The 17,077-nt window shown below is 67.1% G+C and carries 22 protein-coding genes and 1 other RNA gene; 20 read left to right on the top strand and 3 right to left on the bottom strand.

All coding sequences use genetic code 11. The features are described 5' to 3' along the window. Positions 1-38 precede the first annotated feature (38 nt). On the bottom strand, positions 39-2,027 hold the full coding sequence (gene tkt, locus SCD90_RS11585) for a transketolase (RefSeq protein ID WP_319844837.1): 1,989 nt from the start codon (positions 2,025-2,027) through the stop codon (positions 39-41). A gap of 310 nt (positions 2,028-2,337) precedes the next feature. On the opposite strand from tkt, the gene SCD90_RS11590 reads away from it, so the two are divergent. The 11 genes from SCD90_RS11590 (at position 2,338) to ybgC (ending at position 8,919) form a co-directional block, all read left to right on the top strand. Then, a complete protein-coding gene (locus SCD90_RS11590) occupies positions 2,338-2,619 on the top strand; it encodes a DUF4164 family protein (protein WP_319844838.1) in 282 nt (93 codons plus the stop codon). Next, positions 2,612-3,016: a cell division protein ZapA gene (locus SCD90_RS11595; protein WP_319844839.1), complete on the top strand. Its 405-nt coding sequence runs from the start codon at positions 2,612-2,614 to the stop codon at positions 3,014-3,016. The genes SCD90_RS11590 and SCD90_RS11595 overlap by 8 nt, the downstream gene beginning before the upstream one ends. A 4-nt stretch (positions 3,017-3,020) precedes the next feature. Then, positions 3,021-3,176: non-coding RNA, 6S RNA (ssrS, locus tag SCD90_RS11600), on the top strand. A 28-nt stretch (positions 3,177-3,204) separates the two neighbouring features. Beyond that, complete coding sequence (locus tag SCD90_RS11605) at positions 3,205-3,822, top strand: 5-formyltetrahydrofolate cyclo-ligase (protein WP_319844863.1); 618 nt, start codon at positions 3,205-3,207, stop codon at positions 3,820-3,822. A gap of 1 nt (position 3,823) precedes the next feature. Continuing rightward, positions 3,824-4,642 carry a TIGR00282 family metallophosphoesterase gene (locus SCD90_RS11610; protein WP_319844840.1) on the top strand — a complete coding sequence of 273 codons (819 nt, stop codon included), beginning with the start codon at positions 3,824-3,826 and terminating at the stop codon, positions 4,640-4,642. After that, entirely contained in the window at positions 4,639-5,262 is a 624-nt protein-coding gene (locus tag SCD90_RS11615) for an exopolysaccharide biosynthesis protein (RefSeq protein WP_319844841.1), read from the top strand. Before SCD90_RS11610 ends, SCD90_RS11615 begins: the two co-directional genes overlap by 4 nt. An 80-nt stretch (positions 5,263-5,342) precedes the next feature. Then, positions 5,343-6,092, top strand: a complete 750-nt coding sequence (locus SCD90_RS11620; RefSeq protein WP_319844842.1) for a YebC/PmpR family DNA-binding transcriptional regulator — start codon at positions 5,343-5,345, stop codon at positions 6,090-6,092. A gap of 74 nt (positions 6,093-6,166) precedes the next feature. Then, positions 6,167-6,682, top strand: coding sequence for a crossover junction endodeoxyribonuclease RuvC (gene ruvC, locus SCD90_RS11625; protein WP_319844843.1), 516 nt, complete (start codon positions 6,167-6,169; stop codon positions 6,680-6,682). After that, complete coding sequence (gene ruvA / locus SCD90_RS11630) at positions 6,679-7,296, top strand: Holliday junction branch migration protein RuvA (protein ID WP_319844844.1); 618 nt, start codon at positions 6,679-6,681, stop codon at positions 7,294-7,296. Before ruvC ends, ruvA begins: the two co-directional genes overlap by 4 nt. Before the next feature lie 141 nt (positions 7,297-7,437). Continuing rightward, a complete protein-coding gene (gene ruvB, locus SCD90_RS11635) occupies positions 7,438-8,472 on the top strand; it encodes a Holliday junction branch migration DNA helicase RuvB (RefSeq protein ID WP_319844845.1) in 1,035 nt (344 codons plus the stop codon). Between the two features lie 45 nt (positions 8,473-8,517). Beyond that, positions 8,518-8,919: a tol-pal system-associated acyl-CoA thioesterase gene (ybgC, locus tag SCD90_RS11640; RefSeq protein WP_319844846.1), complete on the top strand. Its 402-nt coding sequence runs from the start codon at positions 8,518-8,520 to the stop codon at positions 8,917-8,919. Here the strand turns inward: ybgC and SCD90_RS11645 are convergent. Both SCD90_RS11645 and SCD90_RS11650 read right to left on the bottom strand, forming a co-directional pair. Beyond that, positions 8,916-9,467, bottom strand: a complete 552-nt coding sequence (locus SCD90_RS11645; RefSeq protein ID WP_319844847.1) for a hypothetical protein — start codon at positions 9,465-9,467, stop codon at positions 8,916-8,918. The genes ybgC and SCD90_RS11645 overlap by 4 nt on opposite strands. A 41-nt stretch (positions 9,468-9,508) precedes the next feature. Further along, positions 9,509-10,267, bottom strand: a complete 759-nt coding sequence (locus tag SCD90_RS11650; protein ID WP_319844848.1) for a S1 family peptidase — start codon at positions 10,265-10,267, stop codon at positions 9,509-9,511. Between the two features lie 98 nt (positions 10,268-10,365). Between SCD90_RS11650 and SCD90_RS11655 the strand changes: the two genes are divergently transcribed. From SCD90_RS11655 to SCD90_RS11695, 9 genes are all read left to right on the top strand, one after another. After that, positions 10,366-10,980, top strand: coding sequence for a TetR/AcrR family transcriptional regulator (locus SCD90_RS11655; RefSeq protein WP_319844849.1), 615 nt, complete (start codon positions 10,366-10,368; stop codon positions 10,978-10,980). Positions 10,981-11,052: 72 nt separating this feature from the next. Further along, the gene (locus SCD90_RS11660) at positions 11,053-11,466 is read left to right on the top strand and encodes a DUF2852 domain-containing protein (RefSeq protein ID WP_319844850.1); all 414 of its coding nucleotides are present in this window, start codon (positions 11,053-11,055) and stop codon (positions 11,464-11,466) included. Between the two features lie 308 nt (positions 11,467-11,774). Continuing rightward, entirely contained in the window at positions 11,775-12,485 is a 711-nt protein-coding gene (gene tolQ / locus SCD90_RS11665; RefSeq protein WP_319844851.1) for a protein TolQ, read from the top strand. After that, the gene (gene tolR, locus SCD90_RS11670; protein WP_319844852.1) at positions 12,485-12,943 is read left to right on the top strand and encodes a protein TolR; all 459 of its coding nucleotides are present in this window, start codon (positions 12,485-12,487) and stop codon (positions 12,941-12,943) included. The genes tolQ and tolR overlap by 1 nt, the downstream gene beginning before the upstream one ends. Before the next feature lie 3 nt (positions 12,944-12,946). Continuing rightward, complete coding sequence (locus SCD90_RS11675) at positions 12,947-14,020, top strand: TonB C-terminal domain-containing protein (RefSeq protein ID WP_319844853.1); 1,074 nt, start codon at positions 12,947-12,949, stop codon at positions 14,018-14,020. A 34-nt stretch (positions 14,021-14,054) separates the two neighbouring features. Further along, a complete protein-coding gene (tolB, locus tag SCD90_RS11680) occupies positions 14,055-15,377 on the top strand; it encodes a Tol-Pal system beta propeller repeat protein TolB (protein ID WP_319844854.1) in 1,323 nt (440 codons plus the stop codon). After that, entirely contained in the window at positions 15,377-15,916 is a 540-nt protein-coding gene (locus SCD90_RS11685) for a mismatch-specific DNA-glycosylase (RefSeq protein WP_319844855.1), read from the top strand. The genes tolB and SCD90_RS11685 overlap by 1 nt, the downstream gene beginning before the upstream one ends. Positions 15,917-16,097: 181 nt before the next feature. Next, positions 16,098-16,616, top strand: coding sequence for a peptidoglycan-associated lipoprotein Pal (gene pal / locus SCD90_RS11690; protein ID WP_319844856.1), 519 nt, complete (start codon positions 16,098-16,100; stop codon positions 16,614-16,616). A 148-nt stretch (positions 16,617-16,764) separates the two neighbouring features. Next, the coding region (locus SCD90_RS11695) for a YbgF trimerization domain-containing protein (RefSeq protein ID WP_319844857.1) at positions 16,765-17,077 on the top strand (313 nt) is incomplete at its 3' end.

Below are 17,077 nucleotides of genomic sequence, written 5' to 3' on the forward strand. Positions count from 1 at the left end.
AGACGCCTGTTACTGCGCATTACCTGTTGAAGATTTCTTTAGCGACCAAGCCGCTCCTGCGCCATGGCCACGACAGCATCGGATGTGATGCCGAAGTGCTCGTAGACCTCGTTTGCCGGGCCGCTGGCACCGAAGCTGTCCATGCCGACAAAGCCGCCGTCCGAACCGATGATGGCGTCCCAGGTGAGGCGAAGAGCGGCTTCCACGCCGATCCGGACCGGCGCCGTGCCGATGACCTTCGCCCGGTACGTCTCGTCCTGCTGGAAGAACAGCTCCATGCAGGGAACGGACACGACGCGGGTCGGCACGCCGGCGGCGTCCAGCTTTGCCTTCGCCTCGACGGCCAGCGAGACTTCGGAGCCCGACGCGAAAATGGAGACCTTTGCCTCGCCTTCGGCCGAGCGGATCTCGTAGGCGCCCCGTGCGGTCGTGTCGGCCTGCGCGGCCTCGAGGCGGAGCTGCGGTAGGTTCTGGCGGGTGAGGGCCAGCACGCTGGGATGACCCTCCGTGCGGAGCGCGATCTCCCAGGCTTCCGCCGTCTCCACCGTGTCGCACGGGCGGAAGACCATCAGGCCGGGAATGGCGCGCAGCGCCGCCAGATGCTCGACCGGCTGATGGGTCGGGCCGTCCTCGCCCACGCCGATCGAATCATGCGTGAAGACGAAGATGGAGTGGATGCCGGCCAGGGCCGCGAGCCGTATGGACGGGCGGCAATAGTCGGAGAACACCAGGAAGGTGCCTGAGACGGGGATGATGCCGCCATGCTGGGCGAGGCCGTTCATGGCCGCGGCCATGCCGTGTTCGCGGATACCCCAATGGACGAAACGGCCGGCGTAATCGCCGGGCGCGACCTCGGTGAACGCCTTGACCTTGGTGTTGTTGGAGGGCGTCAGGTCGGCCGAGCCGGAGAGCAGTTCCGGCAGGTGATCGGCGATGGCGTCGAGCACGATCTCCGAGGACTTGCGGGTTGCGACTTCCTTCGGCGCGGAGAACAGGCTGTCCTTGAGCTTGTCGAAAGCGCCACCGAGGCTTTCCGGCAGCTCCGCGCGGTTGCGGCGCTCGAACTCGGCCTTCTTGGACGAATCGAGGGCTTCGGCGCGCTTCTTCCATTCGGCGTGGGCGTCTTGCGAGCGCAGGCCGGCTTCCCGCCATGCGGACAGCACGTCGTCCGGAATGCCGAAGGCCGGCAGGTCGACGCCGAACGCCTTGCGGGCGCCCTCGATGGTGGCCGCGCCAAGCGGCGAGCCGTGCACGGACGAGGTGCCGGCCTTTTCGGGAGCGCCGAAGCCGATGGTGGTGCGGCAGGCGATGAGCGTGGGCTTGTCGCTGTTCTGGGCGCGCTCGATGGCGGCGGCGATGGCCTCGGGATCATGGCCGTCGATACGCTCGGCGTTCCAGCCATGGGCGATGAAGCGGGCCACCTGGTCGGTCGAATCGGACAGCGAGATGGGGCCGTCGATGGAGATGCGGTTGTCGTCCCAGAAGACGATGAGCTTGTTGAGCTTCAAATGGCCGGCAATGCCGATGCTCTCATGGCTGATGCCCTCCATGAGGTCGCCATCGGAGGCCAGCACATAGGTGTAATGGTCCACCACTTCCGAGCCGAACTGCGCGGCGAGGTGACGCTCGGCCAGCGCGAAGCCGACGGCGTTGCCGAGACCCTGGCCGAGTGGGCCGGTGGTGACCTCGATCCCGAAGGTCATGAAGTTCTCGGGATGGCCCGGGGTGCGGGAGTTCAGCTGCCGGAAGCTCTTGATGTCATCGAGGTTGATGCTCTCGTAACCCGACAGATAGAGCAGGCTGTAGATGAGCATGGAGCCGTGGCCGGCGGACAGAACGAATCGGTCGCGATCCGGCCAGTGGGGATCCTTGGGGTCGTATTTCAGGAACCGGGTGTACAGGACCGTGGCGATGTCGGCCGCGCCCATGGGCAGGCCGGGATGGCCGCTCTTGGCCTTCTCGACGGCATCCATGGAGAGGATGCGAATGGCATTGGCCAGGCGATCGTGCTGTTCACGAGATGTCATGTCCGTCCCGTTCCGCGTGCAGGGTTTTCAGGGCTCCGTCGGCAGGTGCTGCGACCCGGGACAGAAAGGCCAGGAGAGGAGAGTCCTACGGCCACCAGCATCTAGGGTTCCCCAAAGAGGTAGTCAATTCGCCGGTCGTTTACGGAGCCTTCTCCGCGTGATGCAACGCACCAACAATCGTGGGCAAGTGTTGCAGCGCATTGACGCAATGGCGCTCAGCCGCAAAATATCGTCAAATCGTCAGCAGCCCTACGCCACGGCTGGTCCACCTGCGGCGCCATCGGAGTGCATGCTTATGAAGGATGGCGCCTTGAGCGCGGCACTGCGCCGGCTCGATATGGCGATGGCAAGCGTAGAGGCGGCTTCGGCGCGCGTGCTCGACCAGCGATCCGCCGAGGCGGACCACGAGGGCGAGATCGCCATGCTGGCCGAGGACCGCTCCCGGCTGGCCAACGAAATGGACGAGATCAGCGCGCGGGCCGCACGGCTGGAGACAACCAATCGCGATGTGGCGCGCCGGCTGGAAACGGCCATCGACACCATCCGCGACGTGCTGGCCCAGGCCGACGAGGAAGGTGGAGCCCGTGGCTGAAGTCAGCGTCAGCATAGCCGGCCGTTCCTACCGCATGGCCTGTGACGACGGGCAGGAAGAGCACCTGCACGAATTGAGCAAGGCGGTCGACGACAAGATCAATGCCATGCGCAAGAGCTTCGGCGAGATCGGCGACCTGCGCCTGACCGTGATGGCCAGCGTGGTGCTGGCGGATGAATTGTCCGACCTGCGGAGGCAGGTCGAGGCCATGCGCAGCGACACCGCGCAGCTGAAATCCGCCGATCAGGAAGAGCTGGACGCGCGCCGGGCCGGAGAGTTCGAGACGGCCGCCGCGATCGACGCGGTGGTCAAGCGGCTCGAGGCGGTGGCGAAGGAATTGAACGCCGGACGGCGCGACGCGGGCACTGGCGCGGACGAGGACGACGCACTAAATTGATCGGGCGGTGCTGCGGGGTTCGTTAGGAACACTGTATTCCCGGGCCTTATCGATCTCACAGGGAGCTGTCCCTGGCCTTGCCCCTGGGCTTGGTCACATGGCGCCCACCTACAATGGTAGGTTCCCGGGATCGAAAATCCGACGGCCTATGTGGCCCGCACTTTTCTCTTGCTGCCTGGTATCCCGCCCTGACCGCCGATCCCGACACAAGCCACGCGGCCAAGGCCGCCCTTCGCGCCCGCAACATCGCCGCCCGCCGCGCGCTCTCCGACGAGGAGAAGGCGGCCTGCGCGCAGAACGCCGCCGATTTCGTGATGCGCCTGATCGAGCCCGCCGAGGGCAAGGTAGTCGCGCTCTATTCTCCCATTCAGGGCGAGGTGAAGGTCGCGCCGCTGGCCGAGCGGCTGCGGGCCGCAGGTGCCAAGCCGGCGCTGCCCAAGGTGGCCGACCCGCAGGTGCCCATGCATTTCCGGCTGTGGCTGGAAGAGGACCCGCTCGACAAGGGCTTCGGCGGCATCCGCGAGCCGGACGTGGACGCGCCGGCTGTGGTGCCGGATGTGGTGATCGTGCCGCTGTCCGCCTTCGACCGCCGCGGGTTTCGCGTGGGGTACGGGCAGGGGCATTACGACCGCACCCTCGGTGCACTGGCCCGCGAGGAGCGCCCCCTGACCATCGGCTACGCCTTCGCCTTGCAGGAAGTGGACGAGGTGCCGCGTGAGCTGCACGACGTGCCGCTGGATGCCGTGGTGACGGAGCGGGAGCTGATCCGCATCACGCCGCGCGCCGGCGGCTTGGACGGGCTGTAGGATGCGCATCCTGTTCCTGGGCGATCTTGTCGGGCGCTCCGGCCGTCAGGCGGCCATCGACGCGATCCCCGGTATGCGGAGGCGCTGGAACCTCGACCTCGTCGTGGTCAATGGCGAGAACGCGGCCGGCGGCTTCGGCATTAACGAGGCGATCTACGAGGAGCTGGTGGGAGCCGGGGCGGACGCCGTCACGCTCGGCAACCATGCCTTCGACCAGCGCGAGACGCTTGTGTTCATCGAGCGCGCCGACCGGCTGATCCGGCCCGCCAACTTTCCGCCCGGCACGCCCGGACGCGGCTCGGCGCTGATCGACACCCATGACGGGCGCCGGGTCCTGGTGATGAACCTGATGGGCCGCATCTACATGGATGCGCTGGACGATCCCTTCGCCCGCGCCGAGGCGGAGCTGTCCGCCGCTCCGTTGGGTCAGGTCTGCGACGCGGTGCTGATCGATTTCCACGCCGAGGCCACCAGCGAGAAGCAGGCCTTCGGGCACTTCGTGGACGGCCGCGCCAGCGTCGTTGTGGGCACGCACACCCATGTGCCGACCGCCGACCACCAGATCCTGCCCGGCGGCACGGCCTATATGTCCGACGCCGGCATGTGCGGCGACTATGATTCGGTGCTGGGCATGGACAAGGAGGAGCCGGTGCGGCGCTTCCTGCGCAAGATCTCGACGCAGCGCTTCGAAGCCGCCATGGGCGAGGCCACCGTGTGCGGGCTGGCGGTGGAGACGGACGACAAGACGGGATTGGCCGTGAAGGTGTCGCCCGTGCGGATCGGGCCACGGCTGGAGCCGGTGGAGCCGCGTTTCTGGTGAACGCCGCCGTCCACCACGACGAGGAGAGGGTGACCGACGTCCTGCGCCGCGTTGCCGCCGGCGATCCCGACGATCTCGTCACCGTGCGCTCGCTTTTCGAGGCATTCGGGGAGCGGAGCTTCGGATTTCTGCTGCTGATCTTCAGCCTGCCGAACTGCGTGCCGGCGCCGCCCGGCCTTGGCTCGATCCTCGGCCTCCCGGTGCTGATGATCGCCGCGCAGATGGTGCTGGGCTGGCCGACGCCCTGGCTTCCGCGTCGGGTGCTGGACAAGAAGATGCGCCGCGAGACCTTGCAGAAAGTGCTGAGCATGGCAGAGCCGAAGCTGCGCCGGGTGGAGCGACTGTGCCGGCCGCGCGGAAATCTCGTCTCCAGCACGACCGCCGAGAGGTTGATCGGCCTGTTCATCATGCTGCTGTCTCTGTGCGTGCTGCTGCCGTTCCCGCTCACCAATATGGTTCCGGCGATGGCGACGGTGGTCATCTCCGTCGCACTGATCGAGAAGGATTCGGTGGTGCTGGGGCTCGGCGTCGCCATCGGACTGGGCGGGATTGCCATCACCGCGAGCGTGCTGGCCGCGCTGGCCGGCGCCATTTGGGCGGCGTTCGGCCTCGCAAGCTGAGGCGCGGCCTCGCGGGGCTTGGCGTGCGCTCGGGCGCTATTCTATAAACCCGCAAAAATCCGCTTCAGGGAGCGTCCGCCATGGCCGGCCATTCGCAATTCAAGAACATCATGCACCGCAAGGGGCGGCAGGACGCGCAGCGCGCCAAGCTGTTCTCCAAGCTGGGGCGCGAGATCACGGTGGCGGCCAAGATGGGCCTTCCCGACGTCTCGATGAACGCCCGGCTGCGGCTGGCGGTGCAGGCGGCCAAGGCGCAGTCCATGCCCAAGGACAATATCGACCGCGCCATCAAGAAGGCCTCGGGCAGCGAAGGCGAGAACTATGAAGAGGTGCGCTACGAAGGCTACGGCCCCGGCGGCGTTGCCGTTGTTGTCGAGGCGCTGACCGACAACCGCAACCGCACGGCGTCGGCGGTGCGCTCCTACTTCACCAAGGCCGGCGGTGCGCTGGGCGAGACCGGCTCGGTGGGCTTCATGTTCAACCGGGTGGGCGAAATCATCTATCCCGCCAAGGCGGGCACGCCGGACGCGGTGCTTGAGGCCGCCATAGAAGCCGGTGCCGACGATGTGCAGTCCGATGCGGAAAGCCATGTCGTGACCTGCGGGTTCGAGGATCTCGGCGAAGTCTCCAAGGCGCTCGAGGCGGCTCTTGGCGAGGCCAGCAGCGTGAAGTCCGTTTGGCGGCCGAACATCACCTCCTCGCTGGACGAGGAGAAGGCGCAAAGCATGCTGAAGCTGGTGGATGCGCTGGAAGACGACGACGACGTGCAGAACGTCTATTCGAACTTCGAAGTGTCCGACGAGGTGATGGCGAAGCTGACCGCCGCCTGAGCGCGGATCCGGGGCGGTGCGGGTCTGGGGATGATAACTGGACGTGAACCCCTGATGCGGGATTAGTTCACGTTATGGTCCCACATACGATTCGCATCTTCGGCATTGATCCCGGGCTCAGGCGCACCGGCTGGGGCGTCATCGACTGCACCGGCAACCGCGTGAGCTATGTGGCGAGCGGCACGGTGGTGCCGGACGAGAAGCTTCCCCTCGCGGGTCGGCTGGCAGGCCTGCATGCCGGCCTTGCGGCGCTGATCCTCGCGCATGACCCGGATGAGGCGGCTGTCGAGGAAACCTTCGTCAACAGCAATCCTATGTCCACGCTGAAGCTGGGGCAGGCGCGCGGCGTGGCGATGCTGGCGCCGGCGCAGGCCGGCCTGCCGGTCGCGGAATATGCTCCGAACCTGATCAAGAAGAGCGTGGTGGGAGCCGGGCACGCCGACAAAGGGCAGATAGCGGCCATGATCGCCGTGCTGCTGCCGAAGGCCGGGCCGCTAGCACCCGACGCCGCCGACGCGTTGGCCGTCGCCATCACGCATGCGCACCACCGCGTGCACGCGGCCCGTGTCGCCGCCCTTGGTGCGCGATGATCGGGAAGCTGCGCGGCACTGTCGATTCCAGCGGTGAGGACTGGGTGATCCTCGATGTCGGCGGGGTCGGCTATCTCGTGCATTGCTCCAGCCGCACCCTGGGTGCGCTGCCGGGGCGAGGCGAGGCGGCCAGCCTCCACATCGAGACCTATGTGCGGGAAGACCAGATCCGGCTGTTCGGCTTCATGAGCGAGCTGGAGCGCGACTGGTTCCGCCTGTTGCAGACGGTGCAGGGCGTGGGCGCCAAGGTGGCGCTGGCGATCCTCGGCGTGCTGAAGGCGCCGGACCTCGCCAATGCCATTGCCTTGCAGGACCGCGCGGCGGTGTCGCGGGCACCGGGAGTCGGCCCCAAGGTGGCGGCGCGCATCGTCGCCGAGCTGAAGGACAAGGCTCCGGCCTATTCGACCGCCGATATCGGCCTGATCCAGATGCAGGACGACCTCAGCGAGAAGCGGGCACCGGGGCCGGTTGCCGACGCTGTGTCGGCCTTGGTGAACCTGGGCTATGCGCAATTGCAGGCGAGCGGCGCGGTGGCTGCGGCGCTTCGGACGGCGGGCGAGGGCGCGGAGACGGCTGTGCTGATCCGTCTTGGACTGAAGGAATTGGCGAAGTGATCGGTCTACTGCCTCATCCTGAGCAGGATGCCACCGGCATCCGTGTCGAAGGATGGCTCCGGGTTCAGTGCTCGCGAGCATGCTTCGACATGGCTCGCGGTGCGAGCCTGCTCAGCATGAGGGCGGTGGGAAGGATGGGTCGTGAGTAGATCCCTCGTCACACCCGAACGTACGCCCGAGGATGAGGCCGATGCTTCGCTGCGGCCGCAGCGGCTGTCCGAATTCATCGGCCAGAAGCAGGCGCGGGCGAACCTCTCCATCTTCATCGAGGCTGCGAAGTCGCGCGGCGAGGCGCTTGATCATGTGCTGTTTGCGGGACCGCCGGGGCTCGGCAAGACGACATTGGCGCAGATCATGTCGCGGGAGCTCGGCGTCGGCTTTCGGGCTACGTCCGGGCCGGTGATCGCGAAGGCCGGCGATCTCGCGGCGCTGCTGACCAATCTCGAAGAGCGCGACGTGCTCTTCATCGACGAAATCCACCGGCTCAACCCGGCGGTGGAGGAAATCTTGTATCCGGCGATGGAGGATTTCCAGCTCGACCTGATCATCGGCGAGGGGCCGGCGGCGCGCTCGGTGCGCATCGACCTTGCCAAGTTCACGCTGGTGGGGGCTACGACCCGCGCGGGACTGCTGACGACGCCCTTGCGCGACCGCTTCGGCATTCCGGTGCGGCTGAACTTCTACACGGTGGAGGAACTCGACCTAATCGTGACGCGCGGCGCGCGGGTGCTGGGCATCGCCATGACGCCTGACGGCGCGCGCGAGATCGCCCGGCGGGCGCGCGGCACGCCGCGCATTGCGGGAAGGCTGCTGCGGCGGGTGCGGGACTTCGCCTATGTGGCCGGTGCCGAAAGCGTGACGCGGGCGGTGGCCGACCATGCTTTGTTGCAGCTTGAGGTGGACGACGCGGGGCTCGACGCGATGGACCGGCGCTACCTCTCCACCATCGCCATGAACTATGGCGGCGGGCCTGTGGGGGTCGAGACGGTGGCAGCGGCGCTGAGCGAGCCGCGCGACGCGATCGAGGAGATCATCGAGCCCTATCTGATCCAGCAGGGCTTCGTGGCGCGCACGCCGCGCGGCCGCGTGCTCACGGCGAACGCGTTCCGCCATCTCGGGCTGGCCATGCCGAACGCCCCGGCGACGCCGCTGCCCCTGTTCGACGAAGATGAGTGATCTTCACTTCTCCCCGGCGGGGAGAGGGAGCCTCGGAGGCCTGTCTTGAGCTCTGACCCGCATCTCCTGCCCATCCGCATCTACTGGGAAGACACCGATGCCGGCGGCATCGTCTACCATGCCAGCTATCTGCGCTTCATGGAGCGCGGCCGCACCGAACTGCTGCGCGTCGCCGGCGTCGACCAGGGCACGCTGATGGCCGAGAGCGGCGTGACCTTCGTGGTGAGGCGCATGGCGATCGACTTCCGTATGCCGGCGCGGCTCGACGACGAGGTGGTGGTGGAGACGCGCGTTTCCGCTGTGGGCGGCGCGTCGCTGACCCTGATGCAGGCGGTGACGCGTGCCGGTGCCGTGCTGGTGGAAGCGGAGGTGTCCTGCGCCGTACTGGGCCGTGGCGGGCGGCCCGTGAGGGTGCCGCCCGAGGTGCGAGCCCGGCTGGCGCCCTAGGCGTTGCCGTCCTGCGGGACGGCCGTTTCGAGCCCGACGGGCACGGGTGCCGAGGGCTGGATGCCAAGAGCGCGGTTGCGCCACCAGTTCATGACGCGGCCGAGTTCATGCGCGCCGACGCCATAGGTCTCCGGCAGCACTTCGCGCGGCTTCGAGGGATCATCCTTCACGAGGTGATAGCCGACGATGTGGAACAGGCCGGCCGAGCTGGAGGCGATCTCCGTGATCTCGGACCACTGGCGGCGGCGCGTGTAGACGGCCACGCGAAAGTGGAAGCCCTCGCGGTCCAGCCACAGCCCGCCCAAGCCGGGGATCAACTGGGTGATGGCGATGCCGGCCATGAGGCCGAAGAGGATCAGCAGCATCCAGATGCCGGGCGATCCGCCCTGCGCGAGCAGGGACACGTCGAGAGCGAGGATGCCTGTGCTGACCACGAGGGTGCTGATCCAGCGCAGCTTGGATGGCGCCAAGTAGAGGGTGTCGGGATCGCTTATCGCCTGGTCCGGCGTGGCGGGGGCGTGGTTCGGTTCCGGCAGATCTGTCGGCATCGTGTTGTTTCCTCCGGTGTTTTTTCCGACCTATGCCGCATCTAGGGCCGGCGCGCCATCTGCATCATGGCCGCAACCGGCGGGGAGGCGGGATCGAACGGCACGGCCACGAGACGCGCCGCGCAGCCGTCCTTGCCGCGCAGGGCTGCGCCGGACACGCCCCACAATCCGCCGGACGCGGTGAGAAGAGGGCCCCCGGAATCGCCCCGGCAGACGCGGGCCTTCACCGGCGTGGCGAAAGCCAGACGCGGGCCGCTGGTGGTGGGGCGCACGTTCTCGATGGCCGCGCGCTTCAGCGTGCCCGAGCGTCCGCCCGGGCCAGCTATGCCCGCGCCTAGCATGGCGGCGGGCAGGGCCGAGGTGTCGGACGCGATGGGCCGCCGTCCGGAGGGGACCGCGAGCCGGAGCACCGCGAGATCGGCCGATATTTCCGCCTGCCGGGTCTCGATGTCGCCGGCCTTCTCGGCCCAGCCGCGCCGGTGCGCAGGGTGACGGGCGATGGCGGCCACGCGCACGATCTCCGGAACGGCCTTCGAGCCGTTGAAGAAGAACGCCGCCACATGCTCGGGGCTGTCCGCCGCGTCGAGGCAATGGGCGGCGGTGAGGACGAGGTCCGGGGCGATGAGCGCGCCGGTGCATTCCGACACCTGCGCCTTGCCGTCCGGCATGGGCCGCACCGCCTGGATGGCGACAGTGGACGAGGCGGCGGCATCGCTTGTGGATGCTGGGGTGCCGCCGTCCATGGCCTGAGCGGGTGCGGTGGCGAGGAGGATGAGGGCGGCGAGGAGGGGGGTGCGCATCGCCTGTCTATTCCGTTGACCGATGCCGCGCGCAAGTGCCGTGTTGCAAGACATGCCAACGGTTTCGATGTAACAGGCATTCACATGGTGCGAGGCGGATGGGCGGGCGCGGTTATCATCACGGCAATCTGAAGGAGGCGCTGCTGAAGGCGGCGCTGGACCTGATTGCGCAGAAAGGCCCGGCCGGCTTCACCTTCGTGGAGGCCGCTCGCGCGGCCGGCGTCAGCCCGGCGGCACCGTACCGGCACTACCGCGACCGCGACGCGCTGCTTTCCGACGTGGCGGCGCGTGGCTTCGAGGCGTTCGAGGCTGCGCTGACGAAGGCCTGGGACGAGGGGCGTCCCAATCCGTTCGACGCCATGGAACGGGTGGGCCACGCCTATCTGGCGTTCGCCCGCACCGAGCCGGCCTTTTATTCCGCGATGTTCGAGGCGGCGCTTCCGGCCGACAGCACCCCGGAACTGAGGCAGGCAGGGGACAAGGCGTTCGCCGTGCTGAGGCTGGCGGCGGAGCGGCTGGTGGAGACCGTGGCTCCGGCGCAGAGGCCTCCTGCGCTGATGGTGGCGCTGCATATGTGGTCGCTGGCGCACGGCATCGCCTCGCTGTTCTCCCGTGCCGATCCGGGACGGCGCTCACTGCCGATGAGCCCGGAGGACCTGCTGGAGGCCGGCATGCTGGTCTACCTGCAGGGGCTGGGCATCAAAAAAGTCTGACGCAATTCTTGAACCCCGAAACCGGCATCCCCACTAATGTAAATGTGTTTAACATTCACACGTGGAGCTGAGATGGCAATCACTGCGAAACTGGACGAATGGGGCAGGCCCGCCTGGATTGCGGCGGTCGTGCTCGGCTTCGTCGTCTTCTGGCCCGTCGGGCTGGCAACCCTGGCTTATCTGTACTGGAGTGGACGCATGACCTGTTCCCCGCGCAACGGCTTCGGCGGCGCTGACCGCATGGCCGGTCTCAAGGGCTTCTGCGGCTCCTTCAAGCGCAACGCGTATTTCCGCCCGAGCGGCAACACCGCGTTCGACGAATACCGCAATGAAGCTCTGAAGCGCCTCGAGGAAGAAGAGGCCGAGTTCCGCGACTTCCTGGCCAAGCTGCGCGCCGCCAAGGACAAGGCCGAATTCGACCAGTTCATGTCCGACCGTCGCGGGCGTTCCGCGCCGTCGACCGAAGTGGTGCACGACCAGGCCTGACGCCTTCGCGTTATTGCGAACGAATGAAGAGAAGCCGCCCTTCCGGGGCGGCTTTTTTCGTCGGCCGGTCCCGCAGGCACCCGGCGTCTTAACCGGCCCTTAAGCTTAACAGGCCATGAAGGGTGCGAAGGGGTGACTGCGCGCGCCGCAGTTCAGCCGTATTGAAGCGTCATCAGGCCACGGGGTGTTCAGCCCCGGCCGCTAAAGGGCGCCCTTTCTGCGGCCTGCCAAGCGCACAGCGCTCTTTCGCAGATGTTGAGATTGGGGCCCGGCCCGCCGGGAACCCCTGCCCAGAAGGTGTGTCCCGAATGGATCCTGCCATCGCCCAAGAGGGCATCGCGGCCGCGCATAACATGTCCATGTGGGGCCTGTTCATGCAGGCTGGCCTGGTGGTCAAGCTCATCATGCTGGGCCTGATCTTCGCCTCCGTGTGGACCTGGGCCATCGTCGTCGACAAGACCGTTCTGTTCACCCGCAACAAGCGCCAGATGGACCGCTTCGAGAAGGTGTTCTGGTCCGGCCAGAGCCTCGAGGAGCTGTACCGCAACCTCGCGCCGCGCCCCGTCAACTCCATGCCGTCGCTGTTCGTGGCCGCGATGCGTGAGTGGAAGCGCAGCTTCGAGGGCGGCAGCAAGGCCGTCGCCAGCCTGCAGATGCGCATCGACAAGGTGATGGATGTCTCCATCCAGCGCGAGGTCGAGAGGCTGGAGAGCAAGCTGCTGATCCTTGCCACCATCGGCTCGGCCGGCCCCTTCGTTGGCCTGTTCGGCACGGTGTGGGGCATCATGACCAGCTTCCAGTCCATTGCGGCCTCGAAGAACACCTCGCTTGCCGTCGTGGCACCCGGCATCGCGGAAGCGCTGCTCGCCACCGCGCTCGGCCTGGTTGCCGCGATCCCGGCCACGATCTTCTACAACAAGTTCTCCGCGCAGGTGTCTCGCCACACCAGCCGCCTCGAAGGCTTCGCCGACGAGTTCTCGGCCATCCTGTCGCGCCAGATCGACGAGCGGGCCAGCTGATGGGCGCCGCGGGACCGAAGGCCGGCGGAAGCGGCGGACGCAGGCGGGGACGCCGTGGCGGCCGCGGCGGCGGCGTGATCAGCGAAATCAACATCACGCCCATGGTGGACGTGATGCTGGTGCTGCTCATCATCTTCATGGTCGCCGCGCCCATGCTGACCGTTGGCGTGCCGATCGACCTGCCGCAAAGCCAGGCCGGCGCGCTGAACGACGAGAAGGAGCCGCTGACCATCTCTGTGAACACGAAGGGCGAGATTTTCCTTCAGGAGACGCCCGTTCAGGTGAACGAGATCGTCCCGCGCCTCAATGCCATCACGAAGCAGGGCTATGAGGAACGCATTTATGTGCGGGGCGACAAAGCCGTGAATTACGGACAGGTGATGCAGGTGATGGGGACGCTCTCCGCCGCCGGTTTCCGCCGTGTCGCGCTCGTGACCGAAGTCGAGCAGGGGGGCTGACGCGTGAAGACGCCGAACACCGGAATGGTCGTGTCCACCGTCGCTCACGCGGCGGTGCTCGGCTATGTGCTGGTGGGCTTTTCCAGCGCCAAGCCTTTCGACCCGCAGCCCACGCCGGCGCTGCCCATCGAACTGATCTCTCCATCCGAATACGACCAGCTGACCAAGGGCGAGAAGACGTCGAAGAAGATCGACAAGCCAAAGGTGGAGGCCAAGAAGGTCGCGGCCGTGACGCCGGACCCCAAGCCTCCCGCGCCCGAGGCCAAGCAGGACGTGGAAGCCCCGCCGCCTCCGCCGCAGGAGGCGCCGCCCGAGCCGCCGAAGCCGGAAGCCGCCGCGCCTCCACCGCCGCCGCCCGTACCTGAGCCGAAGCCGGAGCCGCCGAAGCAGGCGGAAGCGCCGCCTCAGCCGAAGCCCGAGCCGCCAAAGCCCGAGCCCAAGAAGGCTGAAGCGCCGAAGCCCGAGCCGAAGCCGGAACCCAAGCCCGAGCCGAAGAAGGCCGAGACCCCGAAGCCGCCCGAGAAGAAGGTGGACGCCAAGAGCCAGGCAAGCCTCGACGACCTCATCAAGAAGGAAGTCGAGAAGAAGCCCGAGCCCAAGAAGACGGCCGCCAAGACGCCGGACGAAAAGCCGCGCCCGAAATTCGACCCCACCAAGATCGCGGCGCTGGCCGACAAGCGCGACCCCGGCCGCGTGGCGCAGGCCGCGCCGGAACTGGCGCAGGACACCACGGCCGGAATCGCGCGCGGAACGGCGCAGCAGCTTTCCGTCTCCGAAATGACGCGTCTGGCCGGTATGATCCGCGATCAGGTGATGAATTGCTGGTCGCCGCCGATCGGCGCCACCGGGGCAACCGATCTGGCCGTCGTCGTGCAGTTCGATCTCAATCGTGACGGCTCGATCTCGGGTGGGCCGATCGTCACGAACAGCAGCCGCAATCCTGCCTTCCAGGCAGCGGCTGACGCGGCCACCCGTGCCGTGCGCCGCTGCTCGCCGCTCCAGCTGCCGCCGGAGATGTACGACAGCTGGAAGACGACCGAGATCAATTTCGACCCGCTTCAGATGATGGGCGGCTGACCCAGCACCCGCTTCAAATCTCTTAGGTCAAAGCATGCCAAAACTCCGAACCGCCTTGAACCGCATCGTGGCTGCCTGTGCAGGCGTCCTAGCTCTGTCGCTTGCGGGCACGCCCGCGCTTGCACAGCTTCGCGTGGAACTCACTCAGGGCGTCGTGCAGCCCATGCCGATCGCGATCACCGATTTCGCGAGCGGCGGAGCGAGCGACGAGATGGCCCGGAACATCTCCGGCGTGGTGGAGGCCGACCTCAAGCGCTCGGGCCTGTTCGCGCCCATCGACCGCGCAGCGTTCATCGAGCGCATCACCAATATCGACCAGCCGCCGCGTTTCGGCGACTGGCGCATCGTGAACGCGCAGGCGCTGGTGACGGGCCGCGTGACCCCGCAGCCCGGTGGCCAGTTGAAGGCAGAGTTCCGCCTTTGGGACGTGTTCGGCGGCAGCCAGATGCTCGGCCAGCAGTACACGACAACGCCGCAGAACTGGCGCCGCATCGCGCACATCATCTCCGACACCATCTATGAGCGGCTGACGGGCGAGAAAGGCTATTTCGACACCCGCATCGTCTTCGTTGAGGAGAGCGGGCCGAAGGACAAGCGCGTGAAGCGGCTGGCCATCATGGACCAGGACGGCGCCAATGTGCGCCAGCTCTCACGAGGCGACGACCTGGTGCTGACGCCCCGCTTCAGCCCGAGCTCGCAGCAGATCACCTATATGTCGTTCGCGGGCGGCAATCCGCGCGTCTACCTGCTGAACCTCGAGAACGGACAGCGCGAGCTCGTCGGCAACTTCCCCGGCATGACCTTCGCGCCCCGCTTCTCGCCCGACGGCCAGCGTGTGGCCCTGAGCCTCCAGGCCGAGGGTAACGCCAATCTGTTCGTGATGGACCTGCGCAGCAAGCAGACGACCCGCCTGACGGAGGGCTCGGCCATCGACACCTCGCCCAGCTTTTCGCCGGACGGCAGCCAGATCGTGTTCGAGAGCGACCGTGGCGGCAAGCCGCAGCTTTATGTGATGAGCGCAGGCGGCGGCGGTGCGCAGCGCATCTCCTTCGGCGAAGGCAGCTATTCCACGCCGGTCTGGTCTCCGCGCGGCGACCTCATCGCCTTCACCAAGCAGGGTGGCGGCAAGTTCTCCATCGGCGTCATGCGTCCGGACGGGCAGGGAGAGCGCATCCTGACCTCGGGCTATCACAATGAAGGACCGACCTGGGCGCCCAATGGACGCGTCCTGATGTTCTTCCGTGACCAGGGCGGCGGACCCAAGCTCTTCTCGGTCGACATCACCGGCTACAACGAGCAGGCGGTGAAGACCCCGGCCTACGCGTCCGACCCGGCCTGGTCACCCTCCCTGCACTGATGATCCTCAAGGATTTTCTGGAACCGGGTCTCGACCTCGTGCTGTGCGGCACGGCGCCGGGCCCGGTTTCTGCTGCGCGCGGGCACTATTACGCCAATCCCGGCAACCGCTTCTGGCGGACGCTGCACGAGGTCGGCCTGACGCCGCGCCTGATGCGTCCGGATGAGGACCATCTTCTGCCGCGTTTCGGAATCGGACTGACCGATCTCGTGAAGACGCGCAGCGGGCTCGACCGCGATCTTGCGCACGGCGACTACGACGTGGCCGGCGTCATCGCGAAGATCGAGCACTACGCTCCGCGCGCGGTGGCGTTCGACAGCCTGAACGCCGGACGGCGGGTGATGGGCAAGGCGGCGAAGGCCGGACTCCAGCCTGCATGTATCGGTTCGAGCGCCGTGTTCATCCTGCCCTCGACATCGGGGCTCGCCTCCGGTCACTGGACGATCGAGCCGTGGCGGGCGCTGGCGGCGTTTCTCGGGCGCGTGCCCGAACCGTCCGGTGTGTCCGTTGCACCACGCCTCGGCGGGATCGCGGGCTGAGAGGGTGGGGCGCCGCGTTGCGGCCATGATTGAGCCCCAACCACCTCTGCACGCATCACGCGGTGTGTTCGGCGGGTAACGTTGATCCGATTTGAAGAAAATCGCTTAACGGAACCTTCGCTTAACCAAACCGCGTGTAGAAAAGGGCATGTCCGAACAAGGACGCGAGGAGTTTTCTTCCATGTTGCGAATGCAGGGTGCTCACCGCGCCGTCTCGATCGCCGCCGTGCTGTCCATGGCGCTGCTGGCATCGGCGTGCGCATCCAAAACCAATCAGGATCTCGCCGGCGCCGGTGCAGGCGGCGCGGGATATGGCCGCAATGGCGGACCGCCCGGCAGCCCCGGCGACTTCGTGGTCAATGTCGGCGATCGCGTCTTCTTCGAGAGCGATTCGACGGACCTGACCTCGACCGCGCAGGCCACGCTGGACAAGCAGGCCACGTGGCTCAGCAAGTATCCGCGTTACCAGATCACGGTCGAAGGCCATGCCGACGAACGCGGCACGCGCGAGTACAACCTGGCGCTCGGCGCACGCCGCGCCCAGAACACCCGCGATTACCTGGCCTCGCGCGGCGTTCCGGCTTCGCGCATCCGCACGATCTCCTACGGCAAGGAGCGCCCGGTGGCTGTCTGCGACGACATCTCCTGCTGGTCGCAGAACCGCCGCGCCGTCACGGTGCTGGGCGGCGCCGGCAGCTGATCGCCAGCCGAATCAAGTTATCGGGAGAGCCCGGCCTGCCTCTGGCGGCCGGGCTTTCTTTTGTGCGATGAGGCTTGTGGCGCCGCGCCGCAATCCGGCCCCGATCCGCACATAGCTGAGCTGTCCAGCATCAACGGAAACCCCGCAGATGAACCACGCCAAGACCCGACTCCTCGCCGGTGCCGCCGTTTTCTTCATGACGCTGCCGCTGGCGCCGCTCGCCCATGCGCAGAGCCCGGCCGAAATGGCGCTGCGCCTGAACCGGCTGGAAGAGCAGGTGCGGCAGCTGACCGGCCGCAACGAGGAACTGCAGTTCCAGGTTCGGCAGATGCAGACCGAGATGCAGAAGCAGATGGGCGATGTGGATTTTCGCCTGAAGGATATGGAAGGCGGCAAGGGCGGTGGGTCACGGCCCGCCGCGCAGCCCCCGCAGCGCCGCAGCGAGGCCGCGCCGCCTCTCG

The organism is Terrihabitans rhizophilus (assembly GCF_033898525.1).
Lineage (GTDB): Bacteria > Pseudomonadota > Alphaproteobacteria > Rhizobiales > Methylopilaceae > Flaviflagellibacter > Flaviflagellibacter rhizophilus.

What these genes read in the sequence shown, in the direction of transcription:
- SCD90_RS11620 (WP_319844842.1), top strand. Translation starts at nt 5,343, where the DNA reads ATGGCCGGCCATTCGCAATTCAAGAACATCATGCACCGCAAGGGGCGG.
- SCD90_RS11650 (WP_319844848.1), bottom strand. Translation starts at nt 10,267, where the DNA reads ATGCGCACCCCCCTCCTCGCCGCCCTCATCCTCCTCGCCACCGCACCC.
- ruvA (WP_319844844.1), top strand. Translation starts at nt 6,679, where the DNA reads ATGATCGGGAAGCTGCGCGGCACTGTCGATTCCAGCGGTGAGGACTGG.
- SCD90_RS11645 (WP_319844847.1), bottom strand. Translation starts at nt 9,467, where the DNA reads ATGCCGACAGATCTGCCGGAACCGAACCACGCCCCCGCCACGCCGGAC.
- SCD90_RS11660 (WP_319844850.1), top strand. Translation starts at nt 11,053, where the DNA reads ATGGCAATCACTGCGAAACTGGACGAATGGGGCAGGCCCGCCTGGATT.
- SCD90_RS11610 (WP_319844840.1), top strand. Translation starts at nt 3,824, where the DNA reads ATGCGCATCCTGTTCCTGGGCGATCTTGTCGGGCGCTCCGGCCGTCAG.
- tkt (WP_319844837.1), bottom strand. Translation starts at nt 2,027, where the DNA reads ATGACATCTCGTGAACAGCACGATCGCCTGGCCAATGCCATTCGCATC.
- SCD90_RS11685 (WP_319844855.1), top strand. Translation starts at nt 15,377, where the DNA reads ATGATCCTCAAGGATTTTCTGGAACCGGGTCTCGACCTCGTGCTGTGC.
- tolR (WP_319844852.1), top strand. Translation starts at nt 12,485, where the DNA reads ATGGGCGCCGCGGGACCGAAGGCCGGCGGAAGCGGCGGACGCAGGCGG.
- SCD90_RS11655 (WP_319844849.1), top strand. Translation starts at nt 10,366, where the DNA reads ATGGGCGGGCGCGGTTATCATCACGGCAATCTGAAGGAGGCGCTGCTG.
- tolQ (WP_319844851.1), top strand. Translation starts at nt 11,775, where the DNA reads ATGGATCCTGCCATCGCCCAAGAGGGCATCGCGGCCGCGCATAACATG.
- ruvC (WP_319844843.1), top strand. Translation starts at nt 6,167, where the DNA reads ATGGTCCCACATACGATTCGCATCTTCGGCATTGATCCCGGGCTCAGG.
- tolB (WP_319844854.1), top strand. Translation starts at nt 14,055, where the DNA reads ATGCCAAAACTCCGAACCGCCTTGAACCGCATCGTGGCTGCCTGTGCA.
- pal (WP_319844856.1), top strand. Translation starts at nt 16,098, where the DNA reads ATGTTGCGAATGCAGGGTGCTCACCGCGCCGTCTCGATCGCCGCCGTG.